This window comes from Spirillospora sp. NPDC048819 (assembly GCF_040650055.1).
Taxonomy (GTDB): Bacteria; Actinomycetota; Actinomycetes; order Streptosporangiales; family Streptosporangiaceae; genus Spirillospora.
The window spans coordinates 64,119-90,543 of record NZ_JBEZGN010000027.1; the positions used below are offsets into that span (position 1 = coordinate 64,119).

Below are 26,425 nucleotides of genomic sequence, written 5' to 3' on the forward strand. Positions count from 1 at the left end.
GCCAACCGGTTTTCCGTCCCCGGGCCCCGCGCGAACGGAGGCGCCCGGCGGTCGGGGCGGTGGCCGGGGGGGTGGGTCAGGCGGCGGTGACGCGGGCGAGCGCGCCGGTCTCCAGCGCCACCCACAGCGCGCCGTCCGGGCCGAGCGCGATGCTGTGCGGCTCGCATCCCGGCGTCGGCAGCGGGTGCTCGTCGACGCGGCCGCCGGGCGTGATGCGGCCGACGTGCGCGGTGCCCCACTCGGTGAACCACAGGTCCCCGCCGGGGCCGGTGACGATGGCGTGCGGGCGGGCGGCGGGGTCGGGCAGCGGGTACTCGGCGACCTTCCCGTCGGTGGTGATCCGGCCGATGTGCCCGGTGCCGATCTCGGTGAACCACAGGGCGCCGTCGGGCCCGGCGGTGATGCCGACCGGCGCCGACCCCTCGGTGGGCAGCGGGTGGACGGCCAGGTCCCCGTCCGGGGCGATCCTGCCGACGGCGTTGCCCTGGTTGAGGGTGAACCACATCGCCTCGTCCGGGCCCGCCGTGATCATCGAGGGCATGGCGTCCGGGTCGGGCAGCGGGTGCTCGGTGAGGTGCCCGCCGGTGGTGATCCGGCCGATGCGGCCGGTGTGCATCTGGGTGAACCACAGGGCGCCGTCGGGCCCGGCCGCGATCCCGCACGGGCCGCAGCCCTGCGGGACGGCGAACCGCGCGACGTCGCCGCCGGTGGTGATCCGGCCGATCGCGTCGCCGCGGAAGGCGGTGAACCACAGCGCGCCGTCCGGGCCCGCCGTGATGACCATCGGCCCGCCGGGGAGGGGATCGGGGGGATGCAGGGTGAGGCGCCCGTCCGGTTCCATCCGGCCCACGCGGCCCTCGTGGACCAGCGTGAACCACAGGGCGCCGTCCGGCCCGGCGGTGATGCCGTACGGGCCCGAGTCCGGTCCGCAGACCGTGAACTCCCTGATCGTGGCGTACGAACCTTGCGTCATGAAGTGCCCCCCTCGTCCCTCAAGTGCTGTTTCCGCAACGAGGCGAGGTTAACGCAACGGCTGTTGCGTTACGATGGGGGTGTGGAAACCCGCCGCCCGTCCCGCCGGTCTCCCCGGGACGGCGCTTGACCGCCCCCGGGCCCGGGACCGTCCGCCCCGGCGGCCGCACCGCGCGGGTGCGCGACGCCGTCCGGGAGGCCACCCTCGCCGAACTGGCCGAGCACGGCTACCCGGGGCTCACCGTCGACGGCGTCGCCGCCCGCTCCGGCGTCCACAAGACCACCGTCTACCGGCGCTGGGGCAACGCCGAGGGACTCGTCGCCGACGCGCTGGAACTCGCCGCCGGCGAACCGTGGCCGGTGCCCGACACCGGCACCCTCGCCGGTGACCTGCGCGCGATCGCCCGGCTCGTCCTGACCGGCTTTACCGACCCCGGGCAGGGGCCCGTCGCCCGCGCGTTCGTGCTCGCCGCCGCGCAGAGCACCGGCGCCGCCCGCGCCCTGCACGCCTTCTTCGCGCGGCGGCACGAGCAGTCCGCCGCCGTCGTCGAGCGCGCGATCGGGCGCGGCGAGGCGCCCGCCGGGACCGACGCCGCCGACGTCGTCCGGGTCGCGGTCGCGCCGCTGTACTACCGGCTGTTCGTCACCGGCGAGGCGGTCGACGAGGCCGCCGCCGACCGGGCGGCCGCGGCCGCCGCGGCCGCCGCCCGCGCCGGCGCGTTCGTCACCCCCTGACCTGCGGCGGGTCACCCGCCGCCCAGCCGGGCCGCCTTGCCGTGGAGGTAGCGCTGCTCGGGGACGCTGTGCGTGCGCCCTGCCGCCGCCAGGTACGACTCGCGCGCACCGGCGGTGTCGCCCGACATCTCCAGCAGATGGGCGCGGACCGCGTGCAGGCGGTGATGCCCCGAGATCCGCCGGTCGCCTTCCAGCTTCTCCAGCAGGGCGAGCCCGACGGCCGGGCCGCGGTGCATGGCGACGGCGACGGCGTGGTTCAGCGCCGCCATCGGATTGTCGGACATGCCCAGCAGCACCTCGTACAGTGCGGCGATCTGCGGCCAGTCCGTCTCCTGCGGCGTCGCCGCCTCGTCGTGCAGCGCGGCGATCGCCGCCTGCAGCTGGTAGGGGCCGGCGGGACCATGGGGGAGCACCGCGGAGATCAGCGCCACGCCCTCGGCGATGAGATCGGCCCTCCACAGCGCGCGGTCCTGCTCGGCGAGCGGGACCAGCCCGCCGTCCGGGGCCGTCCGCGCCGGCCGGCGCGCGTCGGTGAGCAGCATCAGCGCCAGCAGCCCGGCCGCCTCGCCCTCGCCGGGCAGCAGCCGGTGCACGATCCGGGCGAGCCGGATCGCCTCCGCCGACAGCTCCCCGCGGACCAGGCTCGTCCCCGCCGTGCTCGCATAGCCCTCGCTGAAGACCAGGTAGAGGACGTGCAGGACCGCGGCGAGCCGGTCCGCGCGCTCGGCCGCGGCCGGCATCCGGAACGGCACGCGGCTGTCCCTGATGCGGCGCTTGGCCCGGCTGATCCGCTGCCCCATGGTCTTCTCCGGGACGAAGAACGCGCGGGCGATCTCCCCGGTGGTCAGCCCGCCGACCGAGCGCAGGGTCAGCGCGATCTGCAGGTCCGGCGGCAGCACCGGGTGGCAGCACAGGAACAGCAGGATCAGCGTGTCGTCGGCGTCGCCCGGCGGCCCGCCGGCGGCGGGCGGCGCCCACTCGCCCGGCGGCGCCCACGCTGCGGCGGCGGCGTCCTCGCGGCGGCGGCGCGCCTGCTCGGCGCGCAGCAGGTCGGTCAGCCGCCGCGACGCGACCCTGATCAGCCAGGCGCGCGGGTCGTCGGGGACGCCGCCGTCCGGCCACTGCGCCACCGCGGCGATCAGCGCCTCCTGGACGGCGTCCTCCGCGGCGTCGAAATGCCCGTACCGGCGGACCAGCGCGCCGAGGACCTGCGGCGCCAGCGGGCGCAGCAGGTCCTCGAATCCGCCGGCGGTCACCGGGCCGTCACGCCTCCAGGTCGGCGCGGCCGTCGACGATCGGCCGCAGGTCGGCGATGGCGGTGCCCTCCGCGCCCGCCGGCGCCGGGCACCCCGCCAGCCGCGCGGTGATCTCCGAGGCCCGGTCGAAGCTGTCGCACTCGACGATGGTGTACCCGGCGAGGACCTCGGCGGTCTCGGGGTAGGGGCCGTCGGTGACGACGGGCACCCCGCCCTCGGAGTGGAACCTGCGGGTGTGGACGGGCGCGGCCAGCCCGTTGGCGTCCACGAACTCCCCGGACTCGACGAGCTCACGGTTCCACTTCTCCATGAACGCGTGCATCGCGGCCAGGTCGGCGGCCGTCCAGACCGCCTCGCCCTCCGGCACCTTGCCCGCCATCTCGTCGTACTCCCGCTGCGACGCGTACAGCATGATCATGTACTTCATGGCCGTTCCCTCTCGTGCCGGCGCCCCCGCGGCGCCTCTCACCGGAGACGTCGGAGCCGCCGCCCTCCGTTCGACACCTTCCCAGGATCGCATTCCGGGCATCGAGCGCGCCCGAGCCGGGACCGGGTCCGGTGAACCGGCCGACGCACTCCGCGGCCGGCCCCTAGACGAGGCCGGCGTCGTGGGCCAGCAGGGCGATCTGGGTGCGGTTGCCCATGTCGAGCTTGGTCAGGACGCTGGACACGTGCGCCTTGACGGTGGCCACGCTCATGAACAGCTCAGCGGCGATCTCGGCGTTGGAGCACCCCCGGGCGACCGCCAGGACCACCTCGCGCTCGCGCGGGCTGAGGCCCTCCAGTGCCGCGCGGGCCCGCTGGTAGGCGCCGGCCTCGACGGCCGCGCGGTCCATGAGCCGCCGGGTGATCCGCGGGGACAGGATCGGGTCCCCGGCCGCGACCTGCCGGACCGCCCGGACGATCTGGTCCGGCGGGGTGTCCTTGAGCAGGAACCCGCCGGCGCCGGCGCGCAGCGCCCGCAGGATGTCGTCGTCGGAGTCGAACGTCGTCAGCACGATCACCTCGGGCGGGTTCGCCCGGGCTCGCAGCCTGCGGGTCGCGGTGATGCCGTCCACCCGCGGCATCCGCAGATCCATGAGCACGACGTCGGGGGCGTGCAGGTCGGCGGCCGCGGGCACCTCGTCGCCGTCGGCGGCCTCTCCGGCCACGGCGATGCCGCCCGTCCCGTCCAGCATCATCGACAGCCCCGCGCGGACGAGCGCGTCGTCGTCGACGATCAGCACGCGCAGGGGACGGGTCACGCCGGCCATGGTAGCCAGGCGCGCAGCCGGAACTCGCCCGCGGTGGCCTGGTGGTCGAGCCGCCCGCCGGCCAGCCGCACCCGCTCGGTCAGCCCGACCAGCCCCGTCCCGCTGCCGGGCGCCGCCGGCCCGGCGCCGGCGGGGGGCAGCGGGTTGCGGATGTCGATCACCAGCCGGGTGCCGGGCCGGCCCTCCAGCGCCACCGTGACGGGAAGGCCCGCGGCGTGCTTGCGGGCATTGGTCAGGCCCTCCTGGACGACCCGGTACGCGGTCCGCCCGGCCGCCGCGGGCAGGGCGTCCGGCTCGGCCACCTCGTCGCGCAGCTCCACCGTCCCGCCGGCATCGCGCGACTCCCGCACCAGGTGCGGCACATCGGCCAGGACGGGCTGCGGGCGGCCCTCCTCGGCCGTATCCTCGCCGCGCAGCAGCATGATCACCTCCCGCAGCTCGTCGAGGGCCTGGTGCACCCCGGCGCGGACCACCCCGGCGGCCTGCGACAGCTTCTCGGGCGGCGCGTCGGGCCGGTACTCCAGCGCCCCCGCGTAGGTGGCCAGCAGCGACAGCCGGTGCGCCAGCACGTCGTGCATCTCCCGGGCGATCCGCGTCCGCTCCGCCATGCGGGCCTCGGCGACCCGGCGGCCCTGCTCGGCCTCCGCGCGGCGGGCGCGTTCGCTCAGCGAGATCAGCAGCGCGCGGCGGGCCCGGGCCAGCGCGCCCCAGCCGACCAGCGCGCCGTAGCCGGCCGCGATCAGCAGCAGCCACCAGCCGAAGGAGATCCCGCCGGGCGGCTGCCACAGCCCCTGGACGACGTGCGCGGCGATCCCCGCCGCGCCGACCCCCGCCGCGACGGGGAACGGCCGCCGCTGCGCCACCTGCAGCGCGGCGATCGTCGCCGCCGGCGTCGCGGCCGCCGACACCGCCGCCAGAGCGGTGAGCACCAGCGCCACCGGGACCGGACGCCACAGCAGGACCGGCGACAGCAGCCAGGCCGCCGCGCCGGCCGCGATGTCCACGGCGAGCGTCCCGCCCGCCGCGCCCGCGTCGTGGCGGGCCCAGATCGTCACCGCGATCAGAACCCCCGCCACGGCGAACACCGTCGCCGCGCCGGCCCTGCGGCGCCGCCCCCACGGGTCGGCGCCCGCCCGCCCGTCGGTCTCCTCGTGCACCGGCTCGTTCATCGGCCAAAGGCTAGCTCCGCACGTCACGGCGCCGACACCGACCAAAGTCGGTGCCCGCCCCCACGGCGGTCGGACCCGGTCCCGCCCCGCGCCCGATGCGGCCGCCGCGCCGCGGCGGCGACGCTGAACCCCGAACCGGCCCCCGAACGAAGGAGAAGCACATGCCGAACGGCAACCTCACCCGCAGGACGCTGACCGTCGCCGGCGCCGCGGCCGCCGCGCTGGTCCTGTGGACGCTGACCGGCCCGGTGGCCGGGCACGGGCCGTCCGCCGCGACCGGCGGCGACGTCCACCCCGTCGGGGCGGTCACGGTCGCCGTCGGCGGCCTGCTCGCGGGCCTGGCGGCCTGGGCGCTGCTCGCGCTGCTGGAACGGACCGTCAGCCGGCCCGGACGAGTCTGGACGATCACCGCCGTCACGGTGCTCGCCCTGTCGATGACCGGGCCGCTCGGCAGCGCCGCCGACACCGCGAGCACGGCGATCCTGGCGGCGATGCACCTGCTCGTCGCCGCGGTCCTCATCCCCGGCCTCGGCCTGTCGGCACGAGGCCGCTGACCCTCGCCCCGCGGCCCCGGGCCGGTGCGCGGCGCGGCGATGACCCCTCGCGGCCGCGCCCGTCTACCCACGGACGAGGAGGAAACGATGAACCCGTCAGTGAAGCGGCTCGGGCGGATGCGCGGCGCTGCCCGGGTACGTCGACGACGGCGCCGTCCCGGGCCTGATCGCCCTGGCGGCGCGGCGAGGCGCGGCGCACGCCGAGGTCCCCGGCACCGCCGAGGCCGGCGGCCTGCCGATGCGCCCCGACGCGATCTACCGGATCGCGTCGGTCACCAGGCAGATCACGGCCGCGGCGACGATGACGCCGGTGGAGGAGTGCCGCCTTCGGCTCGACGACCCCGTCGACGACCTGCTGCCCGAGCCGTCCGTCCGCCGGGTCCTAGACCGCCCCGACGCGCCCGTGGACGACATTGTCCCCCCGCACCGCCCGATCACCCCGCAGGACCTGTTGGAGGTGCCGACGGTGGTGCTGGACCGGCTCGCCGGCCAACTACAGATCGCCGATCCGTCGTGCGTCAAGCGATACACCGAGCGGCGCAACACGCCGTTCGAGCACCGTGACGACATCAAGGTCGCTCACGGGTTGCGGGAGTTCTCCGAGGCCGAGGCCGAGTTCGCCGAGTGGGTGCGGTCGCGGGCGTGGAACACCGGCCAGGGGCCCAAGACCATCTTCACCGATGGGGTGCGGTGGCTGCTGACCAACGCGGTGCTGCTGCCGGGGGTGTCCACGCTGGCGCGAACGGTGGCGCGGGTCCGGGACCAGGCCGTGGAGGAACCGCACGAGAAACTCGCCGACCTGCTGTAGGCGCTGCTGGACCTGCTGATGGTGACCGAACTGATCGGCAAGGCCGAGAGCACCACCGACAAGGAGCGGGCCCGCCGGCACCCGCGGCTGGCCAAGCACTCGGCGCGGCTGGCCGTGGCGGTGGAGGTGCTGTTCGAGGTCACCGCGTTCGGTGAAGGGCTGAACCTGGAGCAGGTGTGGGAGTCGATCGAGACGATCGTGCCGCGCCAACAGTTGCTGGAGGCGGTGTCGGACTTGGTGCCGCCGCCGGACGCGGACGCCGACGCTGAGATGCGGGCCCGGCTGAGCGAGCGGATCGCCACGGTCGCCCGTTCATGAGGATCTTGACCGAGGTCATCGCGTTCGGGGCCACGCCCGAGGCCGAGGCGGTGCTGGCGGCGATGCGGACGCTGCCGGGGCTGCTGAACCCGACCTGGGAGAAGGCGGTATGCGTCGGCTCCGCCCCCCGATGGGGACGACGATCTGTCCGACTGAGGTCGCCAGTGGGACGTCACCCCGGCTGACCCGCCGTAAACCCGCCCGGCGCGGTGACCGCACCATCCCCCGCGCTCGCCTGGACAAGCTGCTGGCCGACAATGCGCACGGACTGCGCGAGCGGGTGCTGTGGTGGATGCTGTACGAGACCGCCCGCCGCCCGCGCCGAAGAGATCCTCAGCCTTAACATCGAGGATCTGGACCTCGAGTTGCGCCGGGCACGGGTCGTGTCCAAGGGCGGCGCGATCGAGTACGTGCACTGGGCCACCAGCACCGCCCGGCTGCTGCCCCGCCTGTTCAAGAGTCGCACGACCGGGCCGGTGTTCCTGGCCGGCCGCCGCGCCCCCGCCTCCGGCCGACGCGCCCCCGCGGCCGCCGACATCTGCCCGGCCACTGGCCGGGGCCGACCGTCCTACCCGCGCGCGGAGACCGCCCCGCAGCCGCGTGCACCCCGTGCACGGGCTCCGCTGAGGGGGTGGTCAGGAGTCTCGGGCGGCGAGTTCGGCGGTGATGGCGCGTTCGCGCTGGGCGCCGGCCTCGGTGCGGGCGGCGTCGCGCTCGCGGGCCAGCTCGGCGGATCGGGCCTGCTCGGCGCGCAGGTCGAGGCGGGCCTCGGCGAGTTCCTCACGCAGCCGCTCGGCCAGCGCACGCGCTTCCGACGCCTCCGCGCGGGCGGCCTCGGCCCGCGCGTCCGCCGCGTCGGCGCTCCGCCGGTGGCGCCCGATCTCGCCGCGGGCGGCCTCCAGCGCGGTGACCGCCTCCGCGTGGGCGCGCTGCGCCGCGTCGGCGCGGGCGTCTGCGCGTTCGCGGGCCTGCTCGGCCGCCTGGGCGCGTGCCTCCTCAGCCGCCCGCAGCCCCTCGGCGCGGGACCGGGCCTCGTGGGCGCCGGCGGCCTCCGCCCGGGCCCGTTCGGCGTCCTGCCGGGCGGCCTCGGCGGCGCGGCCGGCCTCGTCGGCCTGTGACCGGGCGTCCTGGGCGTCCAGCCGGGCCTGTTCGGTCTGCGCGTGCGACTCGGCGGTGGCGCGGTCGGCGTCCGCGCGGGCCTGCCGGACGGCCTGGTCCGCTTCCGCGCGCGCCGCCTCGATCGTCCGCTCGGCCTCGTCCTGGGCGGCCTGGACGGCGGCGGAGGCCTCCGAGCGGGCCTGCTCCGCCGCGTGGACGGCGTCGTCGCGTTCCCGTTCGGCCTGCCGGCCGTGCGCGCGGGCGGTGCGGGCGGCCTCCCGCGCCTTCTCCGCGGCCTCATCGGCCCGGGCGGCCCGTCCCGCGGCGTCCTCCCGGTCGGCGAGCGCGGCGGCCACGGCCCGCTGCGCCTCGGCCTGGACGGCGCTGACGCGTGCCTCCACCCCGCGCGGGGACAGCTCCGCGTCCAGGGCCTGGGCCAGCGGCGCCACCGCCGCGGCGAGGCCCTGTTCCATCCGTTCGTACAGGTCCTCGGCCCGCGCCAGAGCGCCCTCCAGGCCGGGGGTGGCGCGCCGCAGCTCCCGTTCCCGCTTGGCGCGGGACTGGCAGTCGCCGTCGAGGCAGTACTCGCGCGGACGTCCGCGCCCCTCACGCTGCGGGACGGACCTCCCGCAATACCGGCAGGCGCGCTCGCCCGCCTGCACCGTCTGTTCACTCATCGTCACGACCCCAGCCTACCCTTTCCTGTTTTTCTATTTCCAGAAAACAAGAAGCCCTGGAAAATCAGGGAGGCTAACTGACGACAATGCACGTTCTCAGAAGCCAGAGCCGCTAGGCTGCCGCCATGGACGATCTCCAGCCAGTCGCCGCGGACCCCGAGGCGCACCCCGCGCCGTCCGCGCGCAGCGCCTTCCACGTCTACGTCGCCTCTCTGGAGAGCGCGCGGTCCCGGCGGGCCATGGGCGCGTGCCTGCACCGCCTCGCCGCGATGCTGCACACGGCGTCGGGACGCGAGCCGGGCCCGGCGCCGGGGGAGTCGTTCCCGTGGGAGCGGCTGCGCGCCGAGCACACCGCCGGGCTGCGGGCGCTGATCGGCCGGCAGACCACGCAGGGCCCGGACGGGGAGCCTGCGCCGTGGTCGCCCTCCTACCGCAACCTGCATCTGTCGGCGCTGCGCGGGGTGCTGCGCACGGCGTGGCGGCTGGGCGAGATGTCCACCGACGACTACCAGCGGGCCAGGGCGGTGCCGAACTTCCGCGGGACGCGGCTGCCCGCCGGGCGCAGCGTCCACGCCGCCGAGTTCACCGCGCTGCTGCGGGCCTGCGCCGCCGACCGGTCACCGGCGGGCGTGCGCGACGCCGCGCTCCTGGCCGTCCTCTACACGACCGGCGCGCGCCGCGCCGAGGTCGCCGCGCTGCGCCGCGAGGACTACGACCCGGGCGAGCGGTCGCTGCGGATCTCCGGCAAGGGCGACAAGCAGCGGCTGGAGTACGTGCACGAGGGCGCGGCCGCGCTGCTGGGCGCGTGGCTGGCGGCCGACGGCCGCGCCGCCGGGCCGCTGTTCAAGCCGGTGCACCGCTCGGGCGCGGTCCAGCACCGCCCCATGACCGACGCGGCGGTGCGCAACGCGGTCGTCAAGCGCCGCAGGCAGGCCGCCCTGCCGCCGATGACGCCGCACGACTTCCGGCGGACGTTCATCGGCGACCTCCTCGACCAGGGCGTCGACCTCTCCACCGTCCAGCAGCTGGTCGGGCACGCCTCCCCCGCCACCACCGCCCGCTACGACCGCCGCCCCGAACGCCGACGCCGCGGCGCCGTCGACCGCCTCCCCTTCCCCACCCCCGAGGACATCGGGCGTCAGTAGCCCAGGCACGCAGAACGCGCCCCGGCCCTGCGGTGGGCCTTCCCGACCGCGGACGGAATGGGAGCCGGCCGCCGATCCGAAACGTTCCGTGTCGCCCCTGGTTCTCGCAGGAGCTCCCCGGTCACCCGGAGTGTTGCAGTCTCGTCTCTGGACGGAGGTCGTCATGCAGTAGTTGGTGGTCCTGTATTCCAAGCCCGCCGAACCCGACCACTTCCGCGACTACTACGTGACCAACCACCTTCCGCTGGTCATGAATCTGCCCGGCCTGCTTGCGTGGCGCTACAGCTTCGACGTATTCGCGGTCTTCGAAGGCGACTTCGCTGACGCCGCCGCCATGGCCGCGGCGCGGGCGTCGCCGCGAGGCCGGCGGGTGGCCGCCGATGTCGCCAACTACGCCACCGGCGGTGCGGTCGTCATCCACTAGCCGGTGCAGGACGGCACCGGCTGAGGCAGGCCGGTACGCTCCGGGACGCGTTCGGCCGGCCGTCGCGGCCAGGCCCGGCCATCGGCGGACGCCGTTCGCGGTTGCCGGTTCGTTGAGCGTCAAAGGTGGGCCGATGTCCTGGCCGGATGTCACGGTGGTTGATGCGTGCGTGCGGCGCGACGGCCGGGGCGGTAGCCCCACGGCCGTCACCGACGACGACCCGGCGGCGACGGACGCGGACCGGCGTGCGGTCGCCGCTGCGGCCGGCACCTCGCACGCGGCGTTCCTCGGCCCGGCGCGGACGCCGGACGGTGGCCGGCCGGTCCGGTTCTTCACCGCCACCGCCGAACTGTCCGGCTGCGGCCACGGCACCGTTGCCGCGCAGGCCGTCCGGTTGACCCGCACCGCGCTGGGCGAGCTGAACGACCGCCAACACACCGGCGGGCGCACGTTCGACACCGTCGCGATCCGCCGGCCCGCCGGCATCGAGGTGTGGTTCGACCAGGGCCTCGTCGCGCTGCGCCACCCGGCACCGGACGAGCGCGCCGCGATCGTCGCCGCGCTCGGGCTCACCGCGGACGATCCGCATCCGGCCGACGCGCCACGGATCGCCGCGCCCGGCGCACCACGCATGCTGGTACCGGTCCACGACCGGTCGCCGCTGCTCCGAGTCCGCCCACACCTCGGCAGGCTGACAGCGGCGTGCCGGCGGTACGGGCTCCTCGGCTGTTTCGTGTACGTACCGCCGGTGGGCGACCGACCGGGGTGCGGCGCGGATGTTCGCGCCGGCGATCGGTGTCGACGAGGACGTCGCCAACGCCAACAGCACCGGCTGCCTGGCCGCCCACCTGCTCGACACGACAGGGGCGCAGACGGTCGCGATCGAGGTGGAGCAGGGTGACACCCTCGGTCGACCGGCCAGCGTGCTGGCTTCGGCCCGACGCGGGCCGGCGGGCATCACGACCCGGGTCGGCGGGTTAGCGATGGTCCGCGACGGACACTGAGGCGACGACCAGACCGTCCCCCTTCTGCGATCCGCGCATGGGGCTGGGGCTGTCCGCTGCGGTCTAGCGCCGGCACCCGGTGGCGGGCGTCAGCGGGACGCGGTGTCGAGGGCGCGGCTGGGGGCTGAGAACCAGGCCAGGACAAGATCAACGGTCTGTCGTTGGTTTTCGCTGAAAACTACGGCGGGACCGGGGCAGGCGATCATCCGGGCCCGTGGACGCCGGGAAGGACCAAGGCCGATCGCCGGTCGGGTCCGTGCGACTTCACGCTGCCAGCGATCGCCCCCATGATCGCCGTCAGGACGCAGAAGATGATCGCCAGCGCCATCGCGACGCCGTCGCCCCCGTCGGCGCCGAAGAGGAACTTGAGCTGAGTGATGAAGGCCGTTTCCCACAGCAGCGGCCCCACGAAGATCGACGCCACGACGTAAAGCCCGCAAAGCGCGCACAGTGTCCACGCGCCGAAAATCCGGCGGGCGAACGTGAACCCTGCTGCGACCACCAGCAACACGGCGCCGATGAGGCCGCCGAGCACGTTCACCAACACGATGCTGGACCAGCGACCGGTGGGCCCGAACGCGTAGACGAGGTTGTAGAGCGCGAACCAGACGATCATGCCGGCGGCGAGCAGCGCCAGGACGCCGGCGATCACCGCCGCCGCCGCGTTCGCCCTCGGCGCGGGCGGCGGCATGTCAGGGTGCGGGGGTGGGCTGGACGGGTGCCAGGCGAACTGACCGGGGCCGCGCGGGGGCTGACCGTAGGGGCTGGGGCTGGGCTCCAACGGCGAGCCCGGCGCGGCCGGCAGCGGCGGCATGACGCGCTCGACCGCGGTGGCGCCGGCCGCCAGGAGATCATCGGCGCCTCCCGGTGCCGTGCCGAGACCGAGCAGGGCGAGCAGGACGTGCGGTGCGGTCGGCCTGCGGGCGGGCTCCTTGGCCAGGCAAGCGGTGACCAGCCCGGCCAAGGGCTCGGGAAGCGAACTGGTGTCGGGGTCGGCGTGCAGGATGCGATGCATCACCGCGGGTACGGTGTCGTCCCCGAAAGGGGAACGGCCGGTCGCGGCGAACAAGATGGTGACTCCCCAGGCGAACATGTCGGTCCATGTGCCGGGCTCCTGGCCGCCCACTTGCTCGGGCGCCATGTAGGCGGGAGTTCCGACGATCTGGCTCGTCATGGTGGAGGCGCCGTCGAGAGCCTTGGCGATGCCGAAGTCGATGACCCGCGGACCGTCCTCGCCCATGAGCACGTTCGGTGGCTTGAAGTCGCGGTGCACGACTCCCGCCTGATGGATCGCCGCCAGCGCGGTGGCGGTGCCGATGGCCAGCCGCTGCAAAGCCGCACCTGTCCGCGGCCCCTCGTCGCGGACGAGTTCGTACAAGGACGGGCCGGACACGAACTCGCTGACGATGTAGGGCTGATCGCCATGGATGTCGGCCTCCAGCACCCGGGCGGTACAGAACTCGGCGACCCTCTCCGCGAACCCCAGCTCGCGCACCAACCGCTCACGCGCCTTCGGATCACGTGCGGCATGAGTGCGCAGCAGCTTGACGGCGACCTCCCCGCCGTCCGGCCCGCGCCCGGCGTACACGACGCCCTGACCACCCTCCCCGAGACGGCCGGTCAGCGCGTACTCGCCCATCTGCTCGGGATCGCCGGGTTCCAGTGAGGCAGCCATAGTCGCCTATTCGACCATGCCGGAGCGGCTCGCCGAGCAGAGATCATTTACACTCGCGGCGGCCCGCGATCTCCCGGGGCGGTCAGCCGAGGTCGGCGAGCTCGAACAGCGGATATTCCAGCAGCCGCCGCCAGGCCGGCATGCCGCGGGCGGCGAACCGGTCGCGCGGGCGGCCTCATCCAGGTCAGTGCGCTGGGCGAAGAAGGTCAGGTCCTCGGGTCAGCTGCCGCAACCGGCGTGCTTGCCGTACAGGCATATACTATTGCCCATGACGCAAGAAGATGGAGATCTGGACAGCCTCGTCCGCAAACGCATCCGCGCCTTGCGGGTGGCGCAGGGCTGGTCCCTGGAGGAGCTGGCCTCCCGCGCGCACCTCAGCCAGTCCTCGCTGAGCCGCATCGAGAACGGCCAGCGCCGCCTCGCACTGGACCAGCTGGTCACCCTCGCCCGCGCACTGGACACCACGCTCGATCGGCTCGTGGAGACCGCCGCCGACGACGTCGTCACCAGCCCGACGATCGACAGCGCCCACGGCCGGATGCGCTGGACCATCAAGGCCGACCCCGGGATGAGCGTGTTGCGCCAGCGCATGACCGAACCGCCACCCGAGAACCCGGCGCGCATGCGCGCCCACCCGGGGCGCGAATGGCTCGTCGTCCTGTCCGGCACGGCGATCCTCATGCTCGGCCACCGCCGCTTCCGCCTCGAGACCAATCAGGCCGCCGAGTTCCCGACGATGATGCCGCACGCGATCGGCGCCGACGGCGGCCCCTGCGAGATCCTGGGCATCTTCGACCGCGACGCCCGCCGCGGCCACCAGGGCGACAACGGCGACGACACCCAGGGCGCTCCCGAGTGACAGTGAGGCTGCGCGACGGTCTTCCCCGGTGGTGACCTCTTGCGCGTCAGGCAGCGCCCTGGACCATCATCTTGCGTAAACTGGGATGTTTCGTGCTGCACGCGCATGTCGTCTTAGTGTGAAGAGCATGAGCCACGCACACACCGGCGCTCCCCGCCACGGCGCTTCACACGGTCACCACCACGGGCACGCGATGGACGGCCAGGCGGAGATCCTCGACCTGGACGCCGAGGTCCTCGCCGAGCACACCGCCTCCATCACCGCATGGCTGCCGCTGCAGACCGCCCCGCACCACATCGTGGACCTGGGCTGCGGCACGGGCGCGGGCACCTTCGCCCTCCTCGACCGCTTCCCCGACGCGCACGTCACCGCCGTCGACGCCTCCGCCGAACACCTGCAGCGCCTGCGCACCAAGGCGGGCGCCCGCGGCGTCCGAGAACGCGTCCACACGGTGCAGGCCGACCTCGATGAAGCGGCCTGGCCCGAACTCGGCTCACCCGACCTGGTCTGGGCGTCGGCCTCGATGCACCACATGGCCCACCCCGACCGCGCACTGCGCACCGTTCACGGCACGCTCGCGCCCGGCGGCCTTTTCGCCGTCGTCGAACTGGCCGGCCACCCCCGTTTCCTGCCCGAAAACGCCCCCGAGGACCGGCCCGGCCTGGAAGAGCGCGTCCACGCCGCAGCCGACCGCCGCCAGGCCCAACACATGCCTCACCGCGGCGCCGACTGGGGCCCGATGCTGACCGCCGCCGGATTCACCGTCGAGGGCGAACGCACCATCGCCGTGAACCTCGAAGGCTCGAGCGACGAAGCGATCGGCCGCTACGCCACCGGCGTCCTGCAGCGCATCCGCAGCGTCATCACGGACACGCTCTCGCCCGAGGACCTCACCGCGCTCGACCGAATCCTCGACACCAGCAGCCCGCACAGCATCCTGCGCCGCGACGACCTGACGGTACGCACCGAGCGCACCGTCTGGGCCGCCCGCCGCACCTGACCCCGAACAGTGGGCCGGTTGAGAACTCGGGTCACCACGCGCAAACGATAGGGGTGTCGCGTCCGCCGGGGTCCGCACTCGGCATCGCGTCGGGCGACTGCGTAGACGCCGGGTCGGGCGTGCCGCCCGGGAGCAGACGGAGGCATGCCATGCCGCCGCTTTCTTGGGGCAACCGCGTTCGGGCGGCGGCACATTTAATTCGGCGAGAGCGAGGCACTGCCGACCTTCGCGTTTCGCGGGCGAGTCCGGCGGAAAAGGAAACCCGTTCGGGTGCTGACCTTCCTGGCCCGCGTGGGCGCATACCGCGGCGCCGCCGGGTGTGTCCTCGACTCCGAATCCGCCTAACGGGCCTCCGGGCCGCCGCTCAGTTGCGCAGGTGCGCGTTGAGCCGTGCGGCCTGCCGGGTGAGGTGGATCTGTTCGGGGAGGCTGGAGGCCGAACGGGCGGCTTCGACGTAGAGCCGCGCCGCGGTCGCCTCCGGCACGAGGTAGGCCTGCGCGATCTGGCGCGTGGTCAGGCCGCCGACCGCGCGCAGCGTGAGCGCGACGGCCGAGGCCGGTGTCAGGGCGGATGCGCGCACAGGAAGTACATCTGGAGCGTGTCGTCCACCGCCTCGCCCGGGCCGGGCGCGGGCTCGACCTCGACGCGTTCCTCGCGGTGCCGCCGGGAGGTGTCGGCGCGGGCGGCGTCGAGGAACTTGCGCCAGGCCACGGTGGTCAGCCAGCCCTTGAGGTCACGCGGCGGGTCGTCCGGCCACACCCGCACGGCCTCGACCAGGGCGTCCTGCACGGCGTCCTCGGCCGCCGGGAAGTCGGCCCCGCCGCGAAGTCGGCCCCGCGGCGCACGAGGACGCCGATCACCGTGGGGGTGAGGGTCCGCAGCCGGGCCTCGTCCACTGTGCGTCACTCCGTGATGGTCGGGGGCGCGGCCAGGAACGGGCGCAGTTCGAGCCAGTCGTGGATCGGCTCGCCGCCCGCGCCCGGGGCAGCGGACAGCTCACCGGCCAGTTCGAGCGCCCGCTCGTAGGTCTCGACGTCGATCACGATCCAGCCGGCGATCAGGTCCTTGGTCTCCGTGAACGGGCCGTCGGTCGCCGGTGGCCGCCCCTCGCCGTCGTAGCGGACGTAGGTGCCTCGGGGGAGAGCGCCTGACTGTCGACGAACTCGCCGGTGCCTTCCAGCCGGCCGATGAAGTCCTCCATGTACTGCACGTGGGCCGAAAGCTCCTCCGGCGTCCACTGCTCCATCGGCGCGTCGTTGGCCGCCGCCGGGCGGTTCTCATGCGTTCTGGTGCTCGTCCCGCCGCCGGATCAGTTCCTCGACCGCGCTCGGCAGAGTCGTCTCGAAGTCGATCAGCTTCGCCCACGTGGGCGTCACGACGATCCGGACCATTCCGTCGTAGAGCGTGCGCACCCCCGCCTCCCACTCGACCCGCTGCTCGGGCGTCATCTCGTAGGAGCCGTTCATCTCCAGGTATTCGTCCGGGATGCCGTCGACGACGTCGAGTTCGGCCCGGCCGCGGATGAGCAGGATCTTGGGCGGGTGCACCTCGGTGTCGATCGTCAGGGCGACCGCCGGGTTCTCGCGCAGGGCGGGGAGTTTCGGGGCGTTCTTGGCGGTGCACATCACGATCTGCGAGCCGTTCCAGGTGAACGCGATCGGGACGTTGCGGGGTGTGGCGTCCCTGGCGACGTAGGCCAGGCGGGTCAGGTCGCGGGCCAGCAGCTCCCGGCTGATCGGCCGGTTCAGAACCTCGGTGACCTCGTTCGGTTGCACGGTCGTCTCCTTCGCTGTCGCCTTCCCGGTCCGCCCGGCGGCCGGTGTGTGGAATGTCGTCGACTCGGACATCTTCGGGCCCGGGCCCGCTGGTGTCCCTGGGACGGAGCCGCCGCCGCGTTCTCGACATCCGGAGGCATGCCGATTTCCACGACGTGCTTCGTCCTTGAGCCGCACGGCCCGACGTGCCGGGCTCGGTCACCGGTAGGTACCCGGTGCCGAGGGGGCGTCCAGGTCCGGCGTCAGCGGCTCAGCGCCGTCTCCCGCTCCACACGCGACAGCTTCTCGGGACTGCGCACGACGTACAGCCCGGTGATGCGGCCGACCCCGACCCGCACCGCCACGACGGCGGCGATCTCGCCGTCGAGCCGCACGATGAGCCCCGGGTGGCCGTTGACCTGGACGCGCTCGACACAGGTCCTTCCGCGGAACCTGTTGAAGCCGCCGCCCAGCAGGCGGGCCACCTTCCCCGACCCCACGATGGGCTTCGGCGCCGCCCGCCTGAGGCCGCCGCCGTCGTTGAGCAGGACGACGTCCGGCGCGAGGATGTCGAGCAGGTTCTGCAGGTCGCCCGTCTCGACGGCCCGCTGGAACGCCGCGAGCGCGGCGCGGGTCTCGGCCGGGGAGACGACGTCGCGCGGCCGCCGCGCGGCGACGTGCGCCCGCGCCCGGTGGGCGATCTGGCGGACCGCCGCGGGGTTCTTGCCGACGGCCTCGGCGATCTCGTCATAGGGCAGATCGAATACTTCGCGGAGCACGAAGACGGCCCGCTCGGTCGGCTGAAGCGTCTCCATCACCAGCAGCATCGCCATTGAGACGCTGTCGGCCAGTTCGACGTCCTCGGCCACGTCGGGTGCGGTCAGCAGTGGCTCGGGCAGCCAGGTCCCGACGTAGGACTCCTTGCGGCGGCCGAGCGCGCGCAGCCGGGTGAGGGCCTGCCGGGTGACGATCCGCACCAGGTAGGCGCGCTGTTCCCGCACGGTGGCCAGGTCGACGTCGGCCCATCGCAGCCAGGTCTCCTGCAGGACGTCTTCGGCGTCGGCGGCCGAGCCGAGCATTTCGTAGGCGACGGTGAACAGCAGGTTGCGGTGGGCGACGAACACCTCGGTCGCGGCGTCCGCGCGGTCGTCATGAGCCGCCGGCCCGGCCGTGTCGGTCGTTCGCTCGCTCATTGCCTGCTCCCCGCCTGTTCGCACTCGATTCCGCTGCACGCACGAGACGCCGGCCGCCGCCTCCGTGTGACATCCACGGCGGGTGGCGCACGTCATATCACGGTGCTGTCACAGGGAGCGGGCCGCCGGCATCTCGTGTTCGTCAGGGCCGCGCGAACGATCCGCGCGGCACGCAACCGCACGAGTGAGGACGAAGTCTCATGGCGACCACGAAGGCGCAGGACCCGGCGGGCACGCCGCGCCGCTGGGCCGCGCTGTTGTTCATCGGGTTGGCCCAGCTCATGATCGTTCTGGACGCCACGGTCGTAAACATCGCGCTGCCGTCGCTCCAGCGGGACCTGGGGATCTCCGACGGTGACCGGCAATGGATCATCACCGCTTACATGCTGGCGTTCGGCAGCCTGCTGCTGCTCGGCGGCCGGATCGCCGACTACACCGGCCGCAAGCGGACCTTCCTGATCGCGCTGGCCGGCTTCACCGGCGCGTCGGCGCTGGGCGGCGCGGCGGCCGACTTCGAGATGCTGCTGACCGCCCGTGCACTGCAGGGCGCGTTCGGCGCGCTGCTGGGGCCGTCGGCGCTGTCGCTGCTGACGGTGACGTTCACCCGGCCCAAGGAGCGCGCCAAGGCGTTCGGGATCTGGGGCGCCATCTCCGCCACGGGCGGCGCGATCGGGCTGCTGGCCGGCGGGGCGCTGACCGACTACCTGGACTGGCGCTGGTGCCTGTACATCAACATCCCCATCGCCCTGATCGCGGCGATCGGCGGGTACATGGTGCTGACCGAGTCGCGGCACGCGGGCCGGGCCCGGTTCGACGTCCCCGGCGTGCTGCTGGTGACCGGCGGGCTGGTCGCGATCGTGTACGCCACCAGCCGGGCCGAGTCCGACGGCTGGAGTTCGGCGACGGTCACCGGCCTGCTGGCCGCCGGCGCGGTGCTGCTCGCCGCGTTCATCGTCGTGGAGAGCCGGGTGCCGCAGCCGCTGCTGCCGCTGCGCGTGATCGCCGACCGCACCCGCGGCGGCGCCTACCTGACCGTGGGACTGGCCGTCATCGGAATGTTCGGGGCGTTCCTGTTCCTGACCTACTACATGCAGGTCGTGAAGGGATACTCGCCGATCAAGACGGGCGTGGCCTTCCTCCCGATGGTCACCGCGGTCCTGATCTCGGCCGGCGCGATCTCCACCCGGATGCTGCCCAGGCTCCCGCCGCGGGCGCTGATCGTCCCCGGCATGCTCATCAGCTCGGCCGGCATGCTGTGGATGCTCACCCTGGAGACCGGCACCTCCTACGCCGGCGGCGTGCTCGTCGCGCAGCTCCTGCTCGGCTTCGGGGCGGGCATGATCATGCCGGTGGCGCTCAACTACGCCACCCACGGCGTCCACCAGGACGACTCGGGCGTGGCCTCGGCCACCATCAACACCGCGCAGCAGATCGGCGGATCGATCGGCACCGCGCTGCTCAACACCATCGCCACCAGCGCGACCGCGGACTACCTGGCCTCGCACGCCGCACAGGGCGCGAACCCGGCCCTCGCCAAGCAGGCGGTGGTGGAGGGCTTCGGGGCGGCCGGCGCCTGGGCCGGGGGGATCCTGCTGGCCGGCACGCTGATCATCGCCGTCCTGATGAACACCCCGCGCCCCGGGCGGGACGCCGCAGAGGACGCGGACGGCGCCGAACCGCTTCTCGTCCGCACCTGATCCTCCGGCGGATCCAAGCCGGCGTGACCGTCCGTCCACAGCGGACCAGAGAGAGGAAGAGGCAAGGAGGAAGACCCACTCCTTGCCACTCTCAACGTATAGCGCACCGGGGGGCTTGCGGCAAGACCCCGGTCGTGCCGCAGAATCGTCGGCCGAGGCCAGAACCTGCGGAAACGCGGGACGCGGCGGCGCACGTGCCGCCGCGCAGGCGCGAGAGGGCGCGCCGCCGGACCGCGCGGGGCGGCCGGGGCGAAGCGCCATCCGGACGAAGGGGATCTCATGATCGACGTGATCGTGGCCGGCGGTGGACCGACCGGCATGATGCTGGCCTGCGAGTTGCGGCTGCACGGCGTGCGGGTGCTCGTGCTGGAGAAGGAGGCGGAGCCCGCCAGGTATGTCCGGTCGCTCGGCCTGCACGTGCGCAGCATCGAGGTGATGGACCAGCGCGGTCTGCTGGAGCGGTTCCTCGCGCACGGCGAGCGGCACCCGGTCGGCGGCTTCTTCGCCGCGATCGCCAAGCCCGCGCCCGACCGGCTGGACACCGCGCATTCCTACGTCCTCGGCATCCCGCAGCCCAAGACCGATCGCCTGCTGGCCGAGCGCGCCGCCGAGCTCGGCGCCGAGATCCGGCGCGGCAGCGAAGTGGCCGGGCTGAGCCAGGACGAGGACGGGGTGACCGTTGAGCTGGCCGGCGGCGCGCGGCTGCGCTCGCGCTATCTCGTCGGCTGCGACGGCGGCCGCAGCACGGTGCGCAAGCTGCTCGGCATCGGGTTCCCCGGCGAGCCCTCCAGGGTCGAGACGCTGCTGGGCGAGATGGAGGTGCCCGAGGACCCGGCGACGGTCGCCGCGGTCGTCGCCGAGGTCCGCAAGACCCAGCTGCGGTTCGGCGTCGGGCCCTTCCAGGACGGGGTGTACCGCGTCGTCGTGCCCGCCGAGGGGGTGGCCGAGGACCGCGCGGCCCCGCCGACCCTGGAGGAGTTCAAGCGGCAGCTGCGGCGGGTCGCCGGCACCGACTTCGGCGTGCACTCGCCGCGCTGGCTGTCGCGGTTCGGCGACGCCACCCGGCTGGCCGACCGGTACCGGGCCGGCCGGGCGCTGCTGGCGGGCGACGCGGCGCACGTCCACCCGCCGACCGGCGGGCAGGGACTCAACCTCGGGATCCAGGACGCGTTCAACCTCGGCTGGAAACTGGCCGCCGAGGTCGGCGGCTGGGCGCCGGAGGGACTGCTGGACAGCTACCACGCCGAACGGCGCCCGGTGGCCGCCGACGTCCTGGACAACACCCGCGCGCAGATGCAGCTGATGACGCCCGAGCCGGGTCCGCGGGCGGTGCGCCGGCTGGTGGCGGAACTGATGGACTTCGAGGAGGTGAACCGGCACCTGGTCGAGAAGATCACGGCGATCGGCGTCCGCTACGACTTCGGGGAGGGCCACGAACTGCTCGGCCGGCGGATGCGGGACGTGGCGCTGAAGCGCGGCCGCCTCTACGAGCTGATGCGCGCCGGCCGCGGGCTGCTCCTCGACCAGACCGGCGGGCTCTCGGTGGCGGGCTGGGCCGACCGGGTCGACCACGTCGCCGACGTCAGCGAGGAGCTGGACGCGCCCGCCGTTCTGCTGCGTCCGGACGGCCACGTGGCGTGGGCCGGTGAAGATCAGCAGGATCTGCTCGGCGGGCTGTCCAGATGGTTCGGCGCCGCGGCCGGCTGACCGGCCCCGGGTCGCGGCCCGGCGGGTGCGCCTGATTGATAATCTCAACGTTGAGATGATCCTGGAGGGGCGATGGCGGATGCGGTGGACGCGATCCTGGCGCAGTGGGCGCGCGAGCGTCCCGACATGGACGCCTCGCCGATGGGCGTCGTCGGGCGGATCTCGCGGGCGCAGCTGCTGCTGGGCCGGGAGCTGAAGGAGTTCTTCGCCGAGCGGGGCCTGGAGACCTGGGAGTTCGACGTCCTGGCGACGCTGCGCCGCCACGGCGCCCCCTACGAGCTGACGGCGGGGGCGCTGCTGAAGGCCGCGATGGTCACCTCCGGGGCGATCACCAACCGGATCGACCGGCTGGAGGCCAAGGGCCTGGTCGAGCGGGTCCGTGACGCGGGGGACCGGAGGTCGGTCCGGATCCGGCTGACCACGCGGGGCCTGGCCGTCGTGGACGAGCTGGTGGGCCTGCACGCCGCCAACGAGGAGCGGCTGCTGGCGGCGCTGGGCCCGGCCGACCGCGAGCGTCTCGCCGGTGCGCTGCGCACCCTCCTGGAGTCGCTGGGCGACACGTCCCTCGGCTGAGGGTGCGGCGCGCGGCCGGTCAGGGGGTGAAGGCCCGGACGGCGCGGGTGGCGCGGCCGGCGATGGCGGCCAGGTGGGCGGCGAGTTCGGGCGGGTCGAGCAGGGTGTAGTCGACGGTCAGCAGGGTGATGCGGTAGGCCAGGAACCGCAGCGAGTCGGAGCGGGTGTGCAGGCGGCAGGTGCGGTCGTCGACCGGTTCCAGGACGCCCTGCCAGGCGGTGACGTGCTCGGCGGCCTCCTCGATCGGGACGTGCAGCAGCAGCCGCGCCCGGATCGTCCCGGACCCGCCGGCGAGGGCGTCCATGGCCCAGGCGGCGGCGTCGGCGCCGCCGGGCAGTGCGCGTTCGGGGCCGCGCACGCCGGTGCGGTGCGGCCCGGTGATCCGGTCGGCGCGGAAGGTGCGCCAGTCGGCGCGGTCCTCGTCGTAGGCGACCAGGTACCAGCGGCGGCCCACGGTGACCAGCCGGTGCGGCTGCGCGAGCCGCCGCGTCTCCCGGCCGCCGGCGGCGGTGTAGGCGAAGCGGACCTTCTCGCGGGTGACGCAGGCGGCGGCGAGCAGGGCCAGGACGCCGGGGTCGGCGGGCGGCGGGGCGCCCTCCTGCGGCGGGAGGGACACCGCCGCCTCGGTCAGCGCGGCCACGCGGTGCCGCAGCCGGTGCGGCAGGACCTGCTCCAGCTTGGCCAGGGCGCGCAGGGAGGTGTCCTCGATGCCGGTGACGGCGCCGGCGGCGGCGGTGCGCAGCCCGATCGCGATGGCGATCGCCTCGTCGTCGTCCAGCAGGAGCGGCGGCATGGCGGCGCCGGCGGTGAGCCGGTACCCGCCGGTGTTGCCGTGCGCGGCGTGGACGGGGTATCCGAGTTCGCGGAGCCGGTCGACGTCGCGGCGGACGGTGCGGGGGGTGACGCCGAGGCGGCCGGCGAGTTCGGCGCCCGACCACGTCCGGGGCGTCTGGAGCAGGGACAGCAGGCGGAGCAGTCGTGCGGAGGGGTCGCGCATGTCCTCCATCCTGCCGCCCTAATAGGACGTTCGCTGACCTATTGGGGTACTAGCGTGGTGAGTGCCGGGCCGGAGAAGGATCTGCGGCCCCTGTGAACGGAGGCACTACATGCTGCGAGGATTCGCCACCATCAGCTTCTGGGCCGACGACGTGGAGGCCGCCAAGGACTGGTACGCCGAGTTGCTGGGCGTGCAGCCGTACTTCAGCGTGCCGGGGCCGGACGGCCGCGCCGGGTACTACGAGTTCCGGGTCGGGGACTACCAGCACGAGCTGGGCCTGATCGACGCCCGGTTCCGTCCCGGCGGCGCGGACGCCGGCCCGGGCGGCGCGGTGATGTACTGGCACGTCGACGATCTGGAGGCGGCGGTGGAGCGGCTGCTGTCGATGGGCGCCACCGCGCACGAGAAGATCACCGAGCGGGGCGAGGGTACGGGGTTCGTCACCGCGTCGGTCGTGGACCCGTTCGGCAACATCCTGGGCGTGATGACCAACCCGCACTACCTGGAGGTCCTGGCCGCGGCCGGCCCCCGAGGCTGACCGCACCGCGCGGCGGCGCCTCGTCCGCTTGCGGCCCCCCGGGGGGCCGGGCGGTCAGGCGGCGCTTCTGGCGGGCCGCCCGGCGGGGGCGGCGTGCTTGGCCGGCGGGCGGGCGGGACGTCCCGGGATGGCGAGGGTGACCGCCGCGGCCAGCAGCGCGACGCCGCAGCCGAACAGCATGCTGGCGCGGAAACCGGCCTCGGACGGCAGGACGTGCCCGCCCATGCTCGTGGTCATCTCGGCCAGGACGACCCCGACGACGGCGGCGGACACGGTCGTGCCGATGGAGCGCATCAGGGTGTTGAAGCCGTTGGCCGAGGCGGTCTCCGACGCCGGCACCGCGCTCATGATCAGGGCGGGCATCGCCCCGTAGGCGAGCCCGACGCCGGCGTTGCAGATGACGGTGATGACCAGCAGGCCCCACGTCGATCCCATCAGGACCGTCGAGGACCCGTAGCCGAGCGCGATGACCAGGCTTCCTGCGCCCAGGGTGACCTTGGGCCCGGCTGCGGCCGACAGTTTGGCGCCCAGCGGGGAGACCGCCATCATCGTCAGGCCGGAGGGGGCCATCCACAGGCCGGCGGCCAGCATCGACTGCCCGAGGCCGTACCCGGTGGCCCCGGGCAGCTGCAGCAGCTGCATCACGATCAGCGCCTGCGCGTACATCGCGCATCCGACCAGGACCGAGGCCAGATTGGTGAACAACACCTGGCGCCGTACGGTGACGCGCAGGTCGACCAGAGGTTCCGCGGTGCGCAGCTCCCACCACGCCCACGCCGGCAGGAGGACCGCGGCGGCGGCGAGCAGGCCGAGTGTGGTGGCGCTCGCCCAGCCCCAGTCGGCGCCCTTGGACACCCCCAGCAGCAGGCACACCAGCGCGGTGCCCAGGCCGAGCGCGCCGGGGACGTCGAGGCGTCCGCGGGCCTGCGGGGGCGTGGGGGGCACCAGGCGCCAGATCAGCACGGCGATCAGCACGCTGAGCGCGCTCGAACCCCAGAACAGCACCCGCCAGCTGGCGTGCTCGGCGACCGCGGCCGCGATCGGCATGCCGAGCGCCCCGCCGATGCCCATGGACGCGCTGATCAGCGCGATCGCCGACCCGAGCCGCTCGGGCGGCAGCAGTTCCCGCAGCGCGCTGATGCCCAGCGGCACCATGCCCATGCCGAGGCCCTGCAGCCCCCGCCCGATGATCATCGGGATGACGGAGCCGGCCAGCGCGCACACCACCGAGCCCGCGATCAGCGGCGCCGCGCAGGCCAGCAGCATGGTGCGCTTGCCGAGCAGGTCGCCGAGGCGCCCGGTCACCGGGATGGAGACCGCCCCGGCCAGCAGCGTGGCGGTGACCACCCAGGATGCGTTGGAGGCGGTGGTGTGCAGCAGCCGCGGCATCTCGCCGATGAACGGCACCACCAGCGTCTGCATCAGGGCGGCGACGATGCCCGCCACCGCCAGCACCCCGACGATTCCGCCCGGGCGGACGGCGGGCGCGGAGTCGTCCACGCGGATCTCCCTCGTTCTCGGCACGGCGAACTTGTGCACCATACATATGATGTGGCCGATGCACAAAACGTGTATGACGCACATCGCATGTGGTAGGGATGCTGCCGTCGCGCCTGTCCGGAGCGTCCGGGCATGGGGCCGTTCCGGGCGCGCGGCACCCGGGACCGACCGGGGACGGACCGGAGAGGGCCGGGGGGAGAGGGATCGGCATGGACAAGCCCACGCACCTGATCGAGTACGAGACGATGCTGCTCGGCCGGCACAGCCACATGACGGGCCCGCGCGGCCGCCGTGAGGGCGGGCACATGGACCGCAGCGCCTACATCCTGCTCAGCCGCATCCGCCTGGAGGGCCCGATGTCGATCGGGGAGCTCAGCGAGGCGTTCGGGCTGGATCCCTCCACCCTGAACCGGCAGACCGCCGCCATGCTGCGCGGCGGCCTGGTCGAGCGGATCGCCGACCCCGGCGCCGGCATCGCCCGCAAGTTCCGCATCACCGGCGAGGGGGAGCGCCTCCTCGACGAGGAGCGCGAGCGGAGCGTCCGGGGCCTGGAGAAGGTGCTGGCCGACTGGACGCCCGAGGACGTCGCGGCCTTCGCCGCCTTCCTGCGGCGGTTCAACACCGACATCGAGCGCCTGGCGGGACGCCCCTGGCCCCGCCCCTGACCGCGCCCGGCGCGCCGAGCCGCAGGGGCGGGCGCCGGCCATCATCGCCAGGTCGGTGTAGACCAGGCCGATGCCCTTGCAGACGGGGCAGGCGCCTTCGGAGTTGGCGCTGAACAGGGCCGCCCGCACGCCGTTGGCCTTGAGTGCGTCCCGTATCTGGAGCGGGCGGCGCGGGAGGCGTTCGAGGGCGGGCTGGCCCTGGTCCTGGACGGCATCGAGGCCGCCGCCGCGCGCGCGTGACCGTCCGGGCCGCCGGGGTCAGCCGAAGATCGCGGCGGGGTCGCCGGTGAACCAGACGTTGTCGATGACGACGCCGCGCAGGACCCATCGGTGGCCGTCGCGGACCAGTTCGGTGTCGTAGAGGTTCTTGAGCAGTGCGTGGACGCGGTGGTCGGCGGTGAGCAGGTGCTGGGCCTCCACCAGCGCGGTCAGCCGCGCGGTGCCACCGCCGGGCTCGATGTCGACGCGGGGGTTGGTGACCTGGTGGGTGGTGTCCACGCGGCCCTCGAACCCGCCGAGGATGGTGGCGACGATGGTGTCGCGTCCCGACATCGGCGGCGGCTCGGCGCCCCACGCGGCGGCGGCCGGGCGGAAGTCCAGTTCGGCGTCGGCGGCGAAGGCGGAGGCCAGCAGGGCCGGGTCCTTGAGGTCCTGGCCGAGCCCGAACCGGTACAGCGCGTCGATGATCTCGGTGCGGTCGCGCAGGCCGGCGGCGTCGGCGCCGGGGGGCAGGGCGTGCGGGCGGGTGACGTACATGAGGTGCTCCTAGGCAGGTCGGCGGGCATTCTCCGGGCATGTCCAGCGTCGCGGTGGACGTTGTGGCGATCAACGCGCTCCGGTGCAAGGATCGTGAA

The 26,425-nt window shown here is 74.1% G+C and carries 27 protein-coding genes and 3 pseudogenes; 16 read left to right on the top strand and 14 right to left on the bottom strand.

Features of this window, described 5'->3' with window-relative positions; translation table 11 throughout:
- Nucleotides 1-76: 76 nt before the first annotated feature.
- Entirely contained in the window at nucleotides 77-973 is an 897-nt protein-coding gene (locus AB0C35_RS30220; protein WP_358463078.1) for a virginiamycin B lyase, read from the bottom strand.
- 125 nt (nucleotides 974-1,098) lie between these two features.
- Here AB0C35_RS30220 and AB0C35_RS30225 point away from each other — a divergent pair, with 125 nt between their 5' ends.
- Nucleotides 1,099-1,707: a TetR/AcrR family transcriptional regulator gene (locus tag AB0C35_RS30225; RefSeq protein WP_358463081.1), complete on the top strand. Its 609-nt coding sequence runs from the start codon at nucleotides 1,099-1,101 to the stop codon at nucleotides 1,705-1,707.
- 11 nt (nucleotides 1,708-1,718) lie between these two features.
- On the opposite strand, the gene AB0C35_RS30230 is transcribed toward AB0C35_RS30225, so the two are convergent.
- The 4 genes from AB0C35_RS30230 to AB0C35_RS30245 all read right to left on the bottom strand — a co-directional run bounded on the left by AB0C35_RS30230 (nucleotide 1,719) and on the right by AB0C35_RS30245 (nucleotide 5,385).
- A complete protein-coding gene (locus AB0C35_RS30230) occupies nucleotides 1,719-2,963 on the bottom strand; it encodes a DUF6596 domain-containing protein (protein ID WP_358463084.1) in 1,245 nt (414 codons plus the stop codon).
- Between the two features lie 7 nt (nucleotides 2,964-2,970).
- Nucleotides 2,971-3,390: a YciI family protein gene (locus tag AB0C35_RS30235; protein ID WP_358463087.1), complete on the bottom strand. Its 420-nt coding sequence runs from the start codon at nucleotides 3,388-3,390 to the stop codon at nucleotides 2,971-2,973.
- A 163-nt stretch (nucleotides 3,391-3,553) separates the two neighbouring features.
- Nucleotides 3,554-4,216, bottom strand: a complete 663-nt coding sequence (locus AB0C35_RS30240) for a response regulator transcription factor (protein WP_358463090.1) — start codon at nucleotides 4,214-4,216, stop codon at nucleotides 3,554-3,556.
- Nucleotides 4,204-5,385 (bottom strand): histidine kinase, encoded by a 1,182-nt coding sequence (locus AB0C35_RS30245; RefSeq protein WP_358463093.1) that lies wholly within the window; start codon nucleotides 5,383-5,385, stop codon nucleotides 4,204-4,206. The genes AB0C35_RS30240 and AB0C35_RS30245 overlap by 13 nt, the downstream gene beginning before the upstream one ends.
- Before the next feature lie 161 nt (nucleotides 5,386-5,546).
- Here AB0C35_RS30245 and AB0C35_RS30250 point away from each other — a divergent pair, with 161 nt between their 5' ends.
- From AB0C35_RS30250 to AB0C35_RS30265, 4 genes are all read left to right on the top strand, one after another.
- Complete coding sequence (locus AB0C35_RS30250; protein WP_358463096.1) at nucleotides 5,547-5,939, top strand: DUF6069 family protein; 393 nt, start codon at nucleotides 5,547-5,549, stop codon at nucleotides 5,937-5,939.
- Nucleotides 5,940-6,066: 127 nt separating this feature from the next.
- On the top strand, nucleotides 6,067-6,747 hold the full coding sequence (locus tag AB0C35_RS30255) for a DUF4158 domain-containing protein (protein ID WP_358463320.1): 681 nt from the start codon (nucleotides 6,067-6,069) through the stop codon (nucleotides 6,745-6,747).
- 18 nt (nucleotides 6,748-6,765) lie between these two features.
- Nucleotides 6,766-7,065 (top strand): hypothetical protein, encoded by a 300-nt coding sequence (locus AB0C35_RS30260; RefSeq protein ID WP_358463099.1) that lies wholly within the window; start codon nucleotides 6,766-6,768, stop codon nucleotides 7,063-7,065.
- Nucleotides 7,062-7,250 carry a hypothetical protein gene (locus AB0C35_RS30265; RefSeq protein ID WP_358463101.1) on the top strand — a complete coding sequence of 63 codons (189 nt, stop codon included), beginning with the start codon at nucleotides 7,062-7,064 and terminating at the stop codon, nucleotides 7,248-7,250. Before AB0C35_RS30260 ends, AB0C35_RS30265 begins: the two co-directional genes overlap by 4 nt.
- A gap of 450 nt (nucleotides 7,251-7,700) precedes the next feature.
- On the opposite strand, the gene AB0C35_RS30270 is transcribed toward AB0C35_RS30265, so the two are convergent.
- Nucleotides 7,701-8,846: a hypothetical protein gene (locus tag AB0C35_RS30270; protein WP_358463104.1), complete on the bottom strand. Its 1,146-nt coding sequence runs from the start codon at nucleotides 8,844-8,846 to the stop codon at nucleotides 7,701-7,703.
- Between the two features lie 119 nt (nucleotides 8,847-8,965).
- On the opposite strand from AB0C35_RS30270, the gene AB0C35_RS30275 reads away from it, so the two are divergent.
- From AB0C35_RS30275 to AB0C35_RS30290, 4 genes and pseudogenes are all read left to right on the top strand, one after another.
- On the top strand, nucleotides 8,966-9,985 hold the full coding sequence (locus AB0C35_RS30275; RefSeq protein ID WP_358463107.1) for a site-specific integrase: 1,020 nt from the start codon (nucleotides 8,966-8,968) through the stop codon (nucleotides 9,983-9,985).
- Nucleotides 9,986-10,160: 175 nt separating this feature from the next.
- Nucleotides 10,161-10,409: an EthD family reductase gene (locus AB0C35_RS30280; protein ID WP_358463110.1), complete on the top strand. Its 249-nt coding sequence runs from the start codon at nucleotides 10,161-10,163 to the stop codon at nucleotides 10,407-10,409.
- Between the two features lie 133 nt (nucleotides 10,410-10,542).
- Nucleotides 10,543-11,121, top strand: a pseudogene (locus tag AB0C35_RS30285) (PhzF family phenazine biosynthesis protein); the annotation flags it as partial.
- A 64-nt stretch (nucleotides 11,122-11,185) separates the two neighbouring features.
- The gene (locus AB0C35_RS30290) at nucleotides 11,186-11,413 is read left to right on the top strand and encodes a PhzF family phenazine biosynthesis protein (RefSeq protein WP_358463113.1); all 228 of its coding nucleotides are present in this window, start codon (nucleotides 11,186-11,188) and stop codon (nucleotides 11,411-11,413) included.
- Between the two features lie 202 nt (nucleotides 11,414-11,615).
- On the opposite strand, the gene AB0C35_RS30295 is transcribed toward AB0C35_RS30290, so the two are convergent.
- Complete coding sequence (locus AB0C35_RS30295; protein WP_358463116.1) at nucleotides 11,616-13,088, bottom strand: serine/threonine-protein kinase; 1,473 nt, start codon at nucleotides 13,086-13,088, stop codon at nucleotides 11,616-11,618.
- A gap of 268 nt (nucleotides 13,089-13,356) precedes the next feature.
- Between AB0C35_RS30295 and AB0C35_RS30300 the strand changes: the two genes are divergently transcribed.
- Together AB0C35_RS30300 and AB0C35_RS30305 are read left to right on the top strand one after the other, a co-directional pair.
- A complete protein-coding gene (locus AB0C35_RS30300; RefSeq protein ID WP_358463119.1) occupies nucleotides 13,357-13,947 on the top strand; it encodes a helix-turn-helix domain-containing protein in 591 nt (196 codons plus the stop codon).
- 127 nt (nucleotides 13,948-14,074) lie between these two features.
- Nucleotides 14,075-14,947, top strand: coding sequence for a class I SAM-dependent methyltransferase (locus AB0C35_RS30305; RefSeq protein ID WP_358463122.1), 873 nt, complete (start codon nucleotides 14,075-14,077; stop codon nucleotides 14,945-14,947).
- A gap of 460 nt (nucleotides 14,948-15,407) precedes the next feature.
- Here AB0C35_RS30305 and AB0C35_RS30310 read toward each other — a convergent pair.
- From AB0C35_RS30310 to AB0C35_RS30325, 4 genes and pseudogenes are all read right to left on the bottom strand, one after another.
- Nucleotides 15,408-15,843: pseudogene (locus tag AB0C35_RS30310) on the bottom strand (sigma factor); the annotation flags it as partial.
- A gap of 6 nt (nucleotides 15,844-15,849) precedes the next feature.
- A pseudogene (locus tag AB0C35_RS30315) lies at nucleotides 15,850-16,217 on the bottom strand (YciI family protein); the annotation flags it as partial.
- A 7-nt stretch (nucleotides 16,218-16,224) separates the two neighbouring features.
- A complete protein-coding gene (locus tag AB0C35_RS30320; protein WP_358463125.1) occupies nucleotides 16,225-16,722 on the bottom strand; it encodes a pyridoxamine 5'-phosphate oxidase family protein in 498 nt (165 codons plus the stop codon).
- 242 nt (nucleotides 16,723-16,964) lie between these two features.
- On the bottom strand, nucleotides 16,965-17,894 hold the full coding sequence (locus AB0C35_RS30325; protein WP_358463128.1) for an RNA polymerase sigma-70 factor: 930 nt from the start codon (nucleotides 17,892-17,894) through the stop codon (nucleotides 16,965-16,967).
- 200 nt (nucleotides 17,895-18,094) lie between these two features.
- Here AB0C35_RS30325 and AB0C35_RS30330 point away from each other — a divergent pair, with 200 nt between their 5' ends.
- From AB0C35_RS30330 to AB0C35_RS30340, 3 genes are all read left to right on the top strand, one after another.
- Nucleotides 18,095-19,591: an MFS transporter gene (locus AB0C35_RS30330; protein ID WP_358463131.1), complete on the top strand. Its 1,497-nt coding sequence runs from the start codon at nucleotides 18,095-18,097 to the stop codon at nucleotides 19,589-19,591.
- A 279-nt stretch (nucleotides 19,592-19,870) separates the two neighbouring features.
- On the top strand, nucleotides 19,871-21,298 hold the full coding sequence (gene rox / locus AB0C35_RS30335; protein WP_358463134.1) for a rifampin monooxygenase: 1,428 nt from the start codon (nucleotides 19,871-19,873) through the stop codon (nucleotides 21,296-21,298).
- 72 nt (nucleotides 21,299-21,370) lie between these two features.
- The gene (locus AB0C35_RS30340) at nucleotides 21,371-21,871 is read left to right on the top strand and encodes a MarR family transcriptional regulator (protein ID WP_358463137.1); all 501 of its coding nucleotides are present in this window, start codon (nucleotides 21,371-21,373) and stop codon (nucleotides 21,869-21,871) included.
- A gap of 19 nt (nucleotides 21,872-21,890) precedes the next feature.
- Here the strand turns inward: AB0C35_RS30340 and AB0C35_RS30345 are convergent, their stop codons facing one another.
- Entirely contained in the window at nucleotides 21,891-22,868 is a 978-nt protein-coding gene (locus AB0C35_RS30345; protein WP_358463140.1) for a YafY family protein, read from the bottom strand.
- Nucleotides 22,869-22,977: 109 nt separating this feature from the next.
- On the opposite strand from AB0C35_RS30345, the gene AB0C35_RS30350 reads away from it, so the two are divergent.
- Nucleotides 22,978-23,406, top strand: coding sequence for a VOC family protein (locus tag AB0C35_RS30350; RefSeq protein WP_358463143.1), 429 nt, complete (start codon nucleotides 22,978-22,980; stop codon nucleotides 23,404-23,406).
- A 54-nt stretch (nucleotides 23,407-23,460) separates the two neighbouring features.
- Here the strand turns inward: AB0C35_RS30350 and AB0C35_RS30355 are convergent, their stop codons facing one another.
- The gene (locus tag AB0C35_RS30355) at nucleotides 23,461-24,906 is read right to left on the bottom strand and encodes an MFS transporter (RefSeq protein ID WP_358463146.1); all 1,446 of its coding nucleotides are present in this window, start codon (nucleotides 24,904-24,906) and stop codon (nucleotides 23,461-23,463) included.
- A 209-nt stretch (nucleotides 24,907-25,115) separates the two neighbouring features.
- Between AB0C35_RS30355 and AB0C35_RS30360 the strand changes: the two genes are divergently transcribed.
- Nucleotides 25,116-25,571 (top strand): MarR family transcriptional regulator, encoded by a 456-nt coding sequence (locus AB0C35_RS30360; protein ID WP_358463149.1) that lies wholly within the window; start codon nucleotides 25,116-25,118, stop codon nucleotides 25,569-25,571.
- A gap of 258 nt (nucleotides 25,572-25,829) precedes the next feature.
- Here AB0C35_RS30360 and AB0C35_RS30365 read toward each other — a convergent pair whose 3' ends face one another.
- Complete coding sequence (locus tag AB0C35_RS30365; protein WP_358463152.1) at nucleotides 25,830-26,327, bottom strand: nuclear transport factor 2 family protein; 498 nt, start codon at nucleotides 26,325-26,327, stop codon at nucleotides 25,830-25,832.
- Nucleotides 26,328-26,425: the final 98 nt, after the last annotated feature.

Excerpts from the sequence above, each read along its gene's own strand:
- AB0C35_RS30300 (WP_358463119.1), top strand. The coding sequence starts at position 13,357 with ATGACGCAAGAAGATGGAGATCTGGACAGCCTCGTCCGCAAACGCATC.
- AB0C35_RS30220 (WP_358463078.1), bottom strand. The coding sequence starts at position 973 with ATGACGCAAGGTTCGTACGCCACGATCAGGGAGTTCACGGTCTGCGGA.
- AB0C35_RS30325 (WP_358463128.1), bottom strand. The coding sequence starts at position 17,894 with ATGAGCGAGCGAACGACCGACACGGCCGGGCCGGCGGCTCATGACGAC.
- AB0C35_RS30260 (WP_358463099.1), top strand. The coding sequence starts at position 6,766 with ATGGTGACCGAACTGATCGGCAAGGCCGAGAGCACCACCGACAAGGAG.
- AB0C35_RS30275 (WP_358463107.1), top strand. The coding sequence starts at position 8,966 with ATGGACGATCTCCAGCCAGTCGCCGCGGACCCCGAGGCGCACCCCGCG.
- AB0C35_RS30340 (WP_358463137.1), top strand. The coding sequence starts at position 21,371 with ATGGCGGATGCGGTGGACGCGATCCTGGCGCAGTGGGCGCGCGAGCGT.
- AB0C35_RS30245 (WP_358463093.1), bottom strand. The coding sequence starts at position 5,385 with ATGAACGAGCCGGTGCACGAGGAGACCGACGGGCGGGCGGGCGCCGAC.
- AB0C35_RS30295 (WP_358463116.1), bottom strand. The coding sequence starts at position 13,088 with ATGGCTGCCTCACTGGAACCCGGCGATCCCGAGCAGATGGGCGAGTAC.
- AB0C35_RS30250 (WP_358463096.1), top strand. The coding sequence starts at position 5,547 with ATGCCGAACGGCAACCTCACCCGCAGGACGCTGACCGTCGCCGGCGCC.
- AB0C35_RS30365 (WP_358463152.1), bottom strand. The coding sequence starts at position 26,327 with ATGTACGTCACCCGCCCGCACGCCCTGCCCCCCGGCGCCGACGCCGCC.
- AB0C35_RS30240 (WP_358463090.1), bottom strand. The coding sequence starts at position 4,216 with ATGGCCGGCGTGACCCGTCCCCTGCGCGTGCTGATCGTCGACGACGAC.
- AB0C35_RS30350 (WP_358463143.1), top strand. The coding sequence starts at position 22,978 with ATGCTGCGAGGATTCGCCACCATCAGCTTCTGGGCCGACGACGTGGAG.
- rox (WP_358463134.1), top strand. The coding sequence starts at position 19,871 with ATGATCGACGTGATCGTGGCCGGCGGTGGACCGACCGGCATGATGCTG.
- AB0C35_RS30360 (WP_358463149.1), top strand. The coding sequence starts at position 25,116 with ATGGACAAGCCCACGCACCTGATCGAGTACGAGACGATGCTGCTCGGC.
- AB0C35_RS30345 (WP_358463140.1), bottom strand. The coding sequence starts at position 22,868 with ATGCGCGACCCCTCCGCACGACTGCTCCGCCTGCTGTCCCTGCTCCAG.
- AB0C35_RS30290 (WP_358463113.1), top strand. The coding sequence starts at position 11,186 with ATGTTCGCGCCGGCGATCGGTGTCGACGAGGACGTCGCCAACGCCAAC.
- AB0C35_RS30305 (WP_358463122.1), top strand. The coding sequence starts at position 14,075 with ATGAGCCACGCACACACCGGCGCTCCCCGCCACGGCGCTTCACACGGT.
- AB0C35_RS30330 (WP_358463131.1), top strand. The coding sequence starts at position 18,095 with ATGGCGACCACGAAGGCGCAGGACCCGGCGGGCACGCCGCGCCGCTGG.
- AB0C35_RS30235 (WP_358463087.1), bottom strand. The coding sequence starts at position 3,390 with ATGAAGTACATGATCATGCTGTACGCGTCGCAGCGGGAGTACGACGAG.
- AB0C35_RS30265 (WP_358463101.1), top strand. The coding sequence starts at position 7,062 with ATGAGGATCTTGACCGAGGTCATCGCGTTCGGGGCCACGCCCGAGGCC.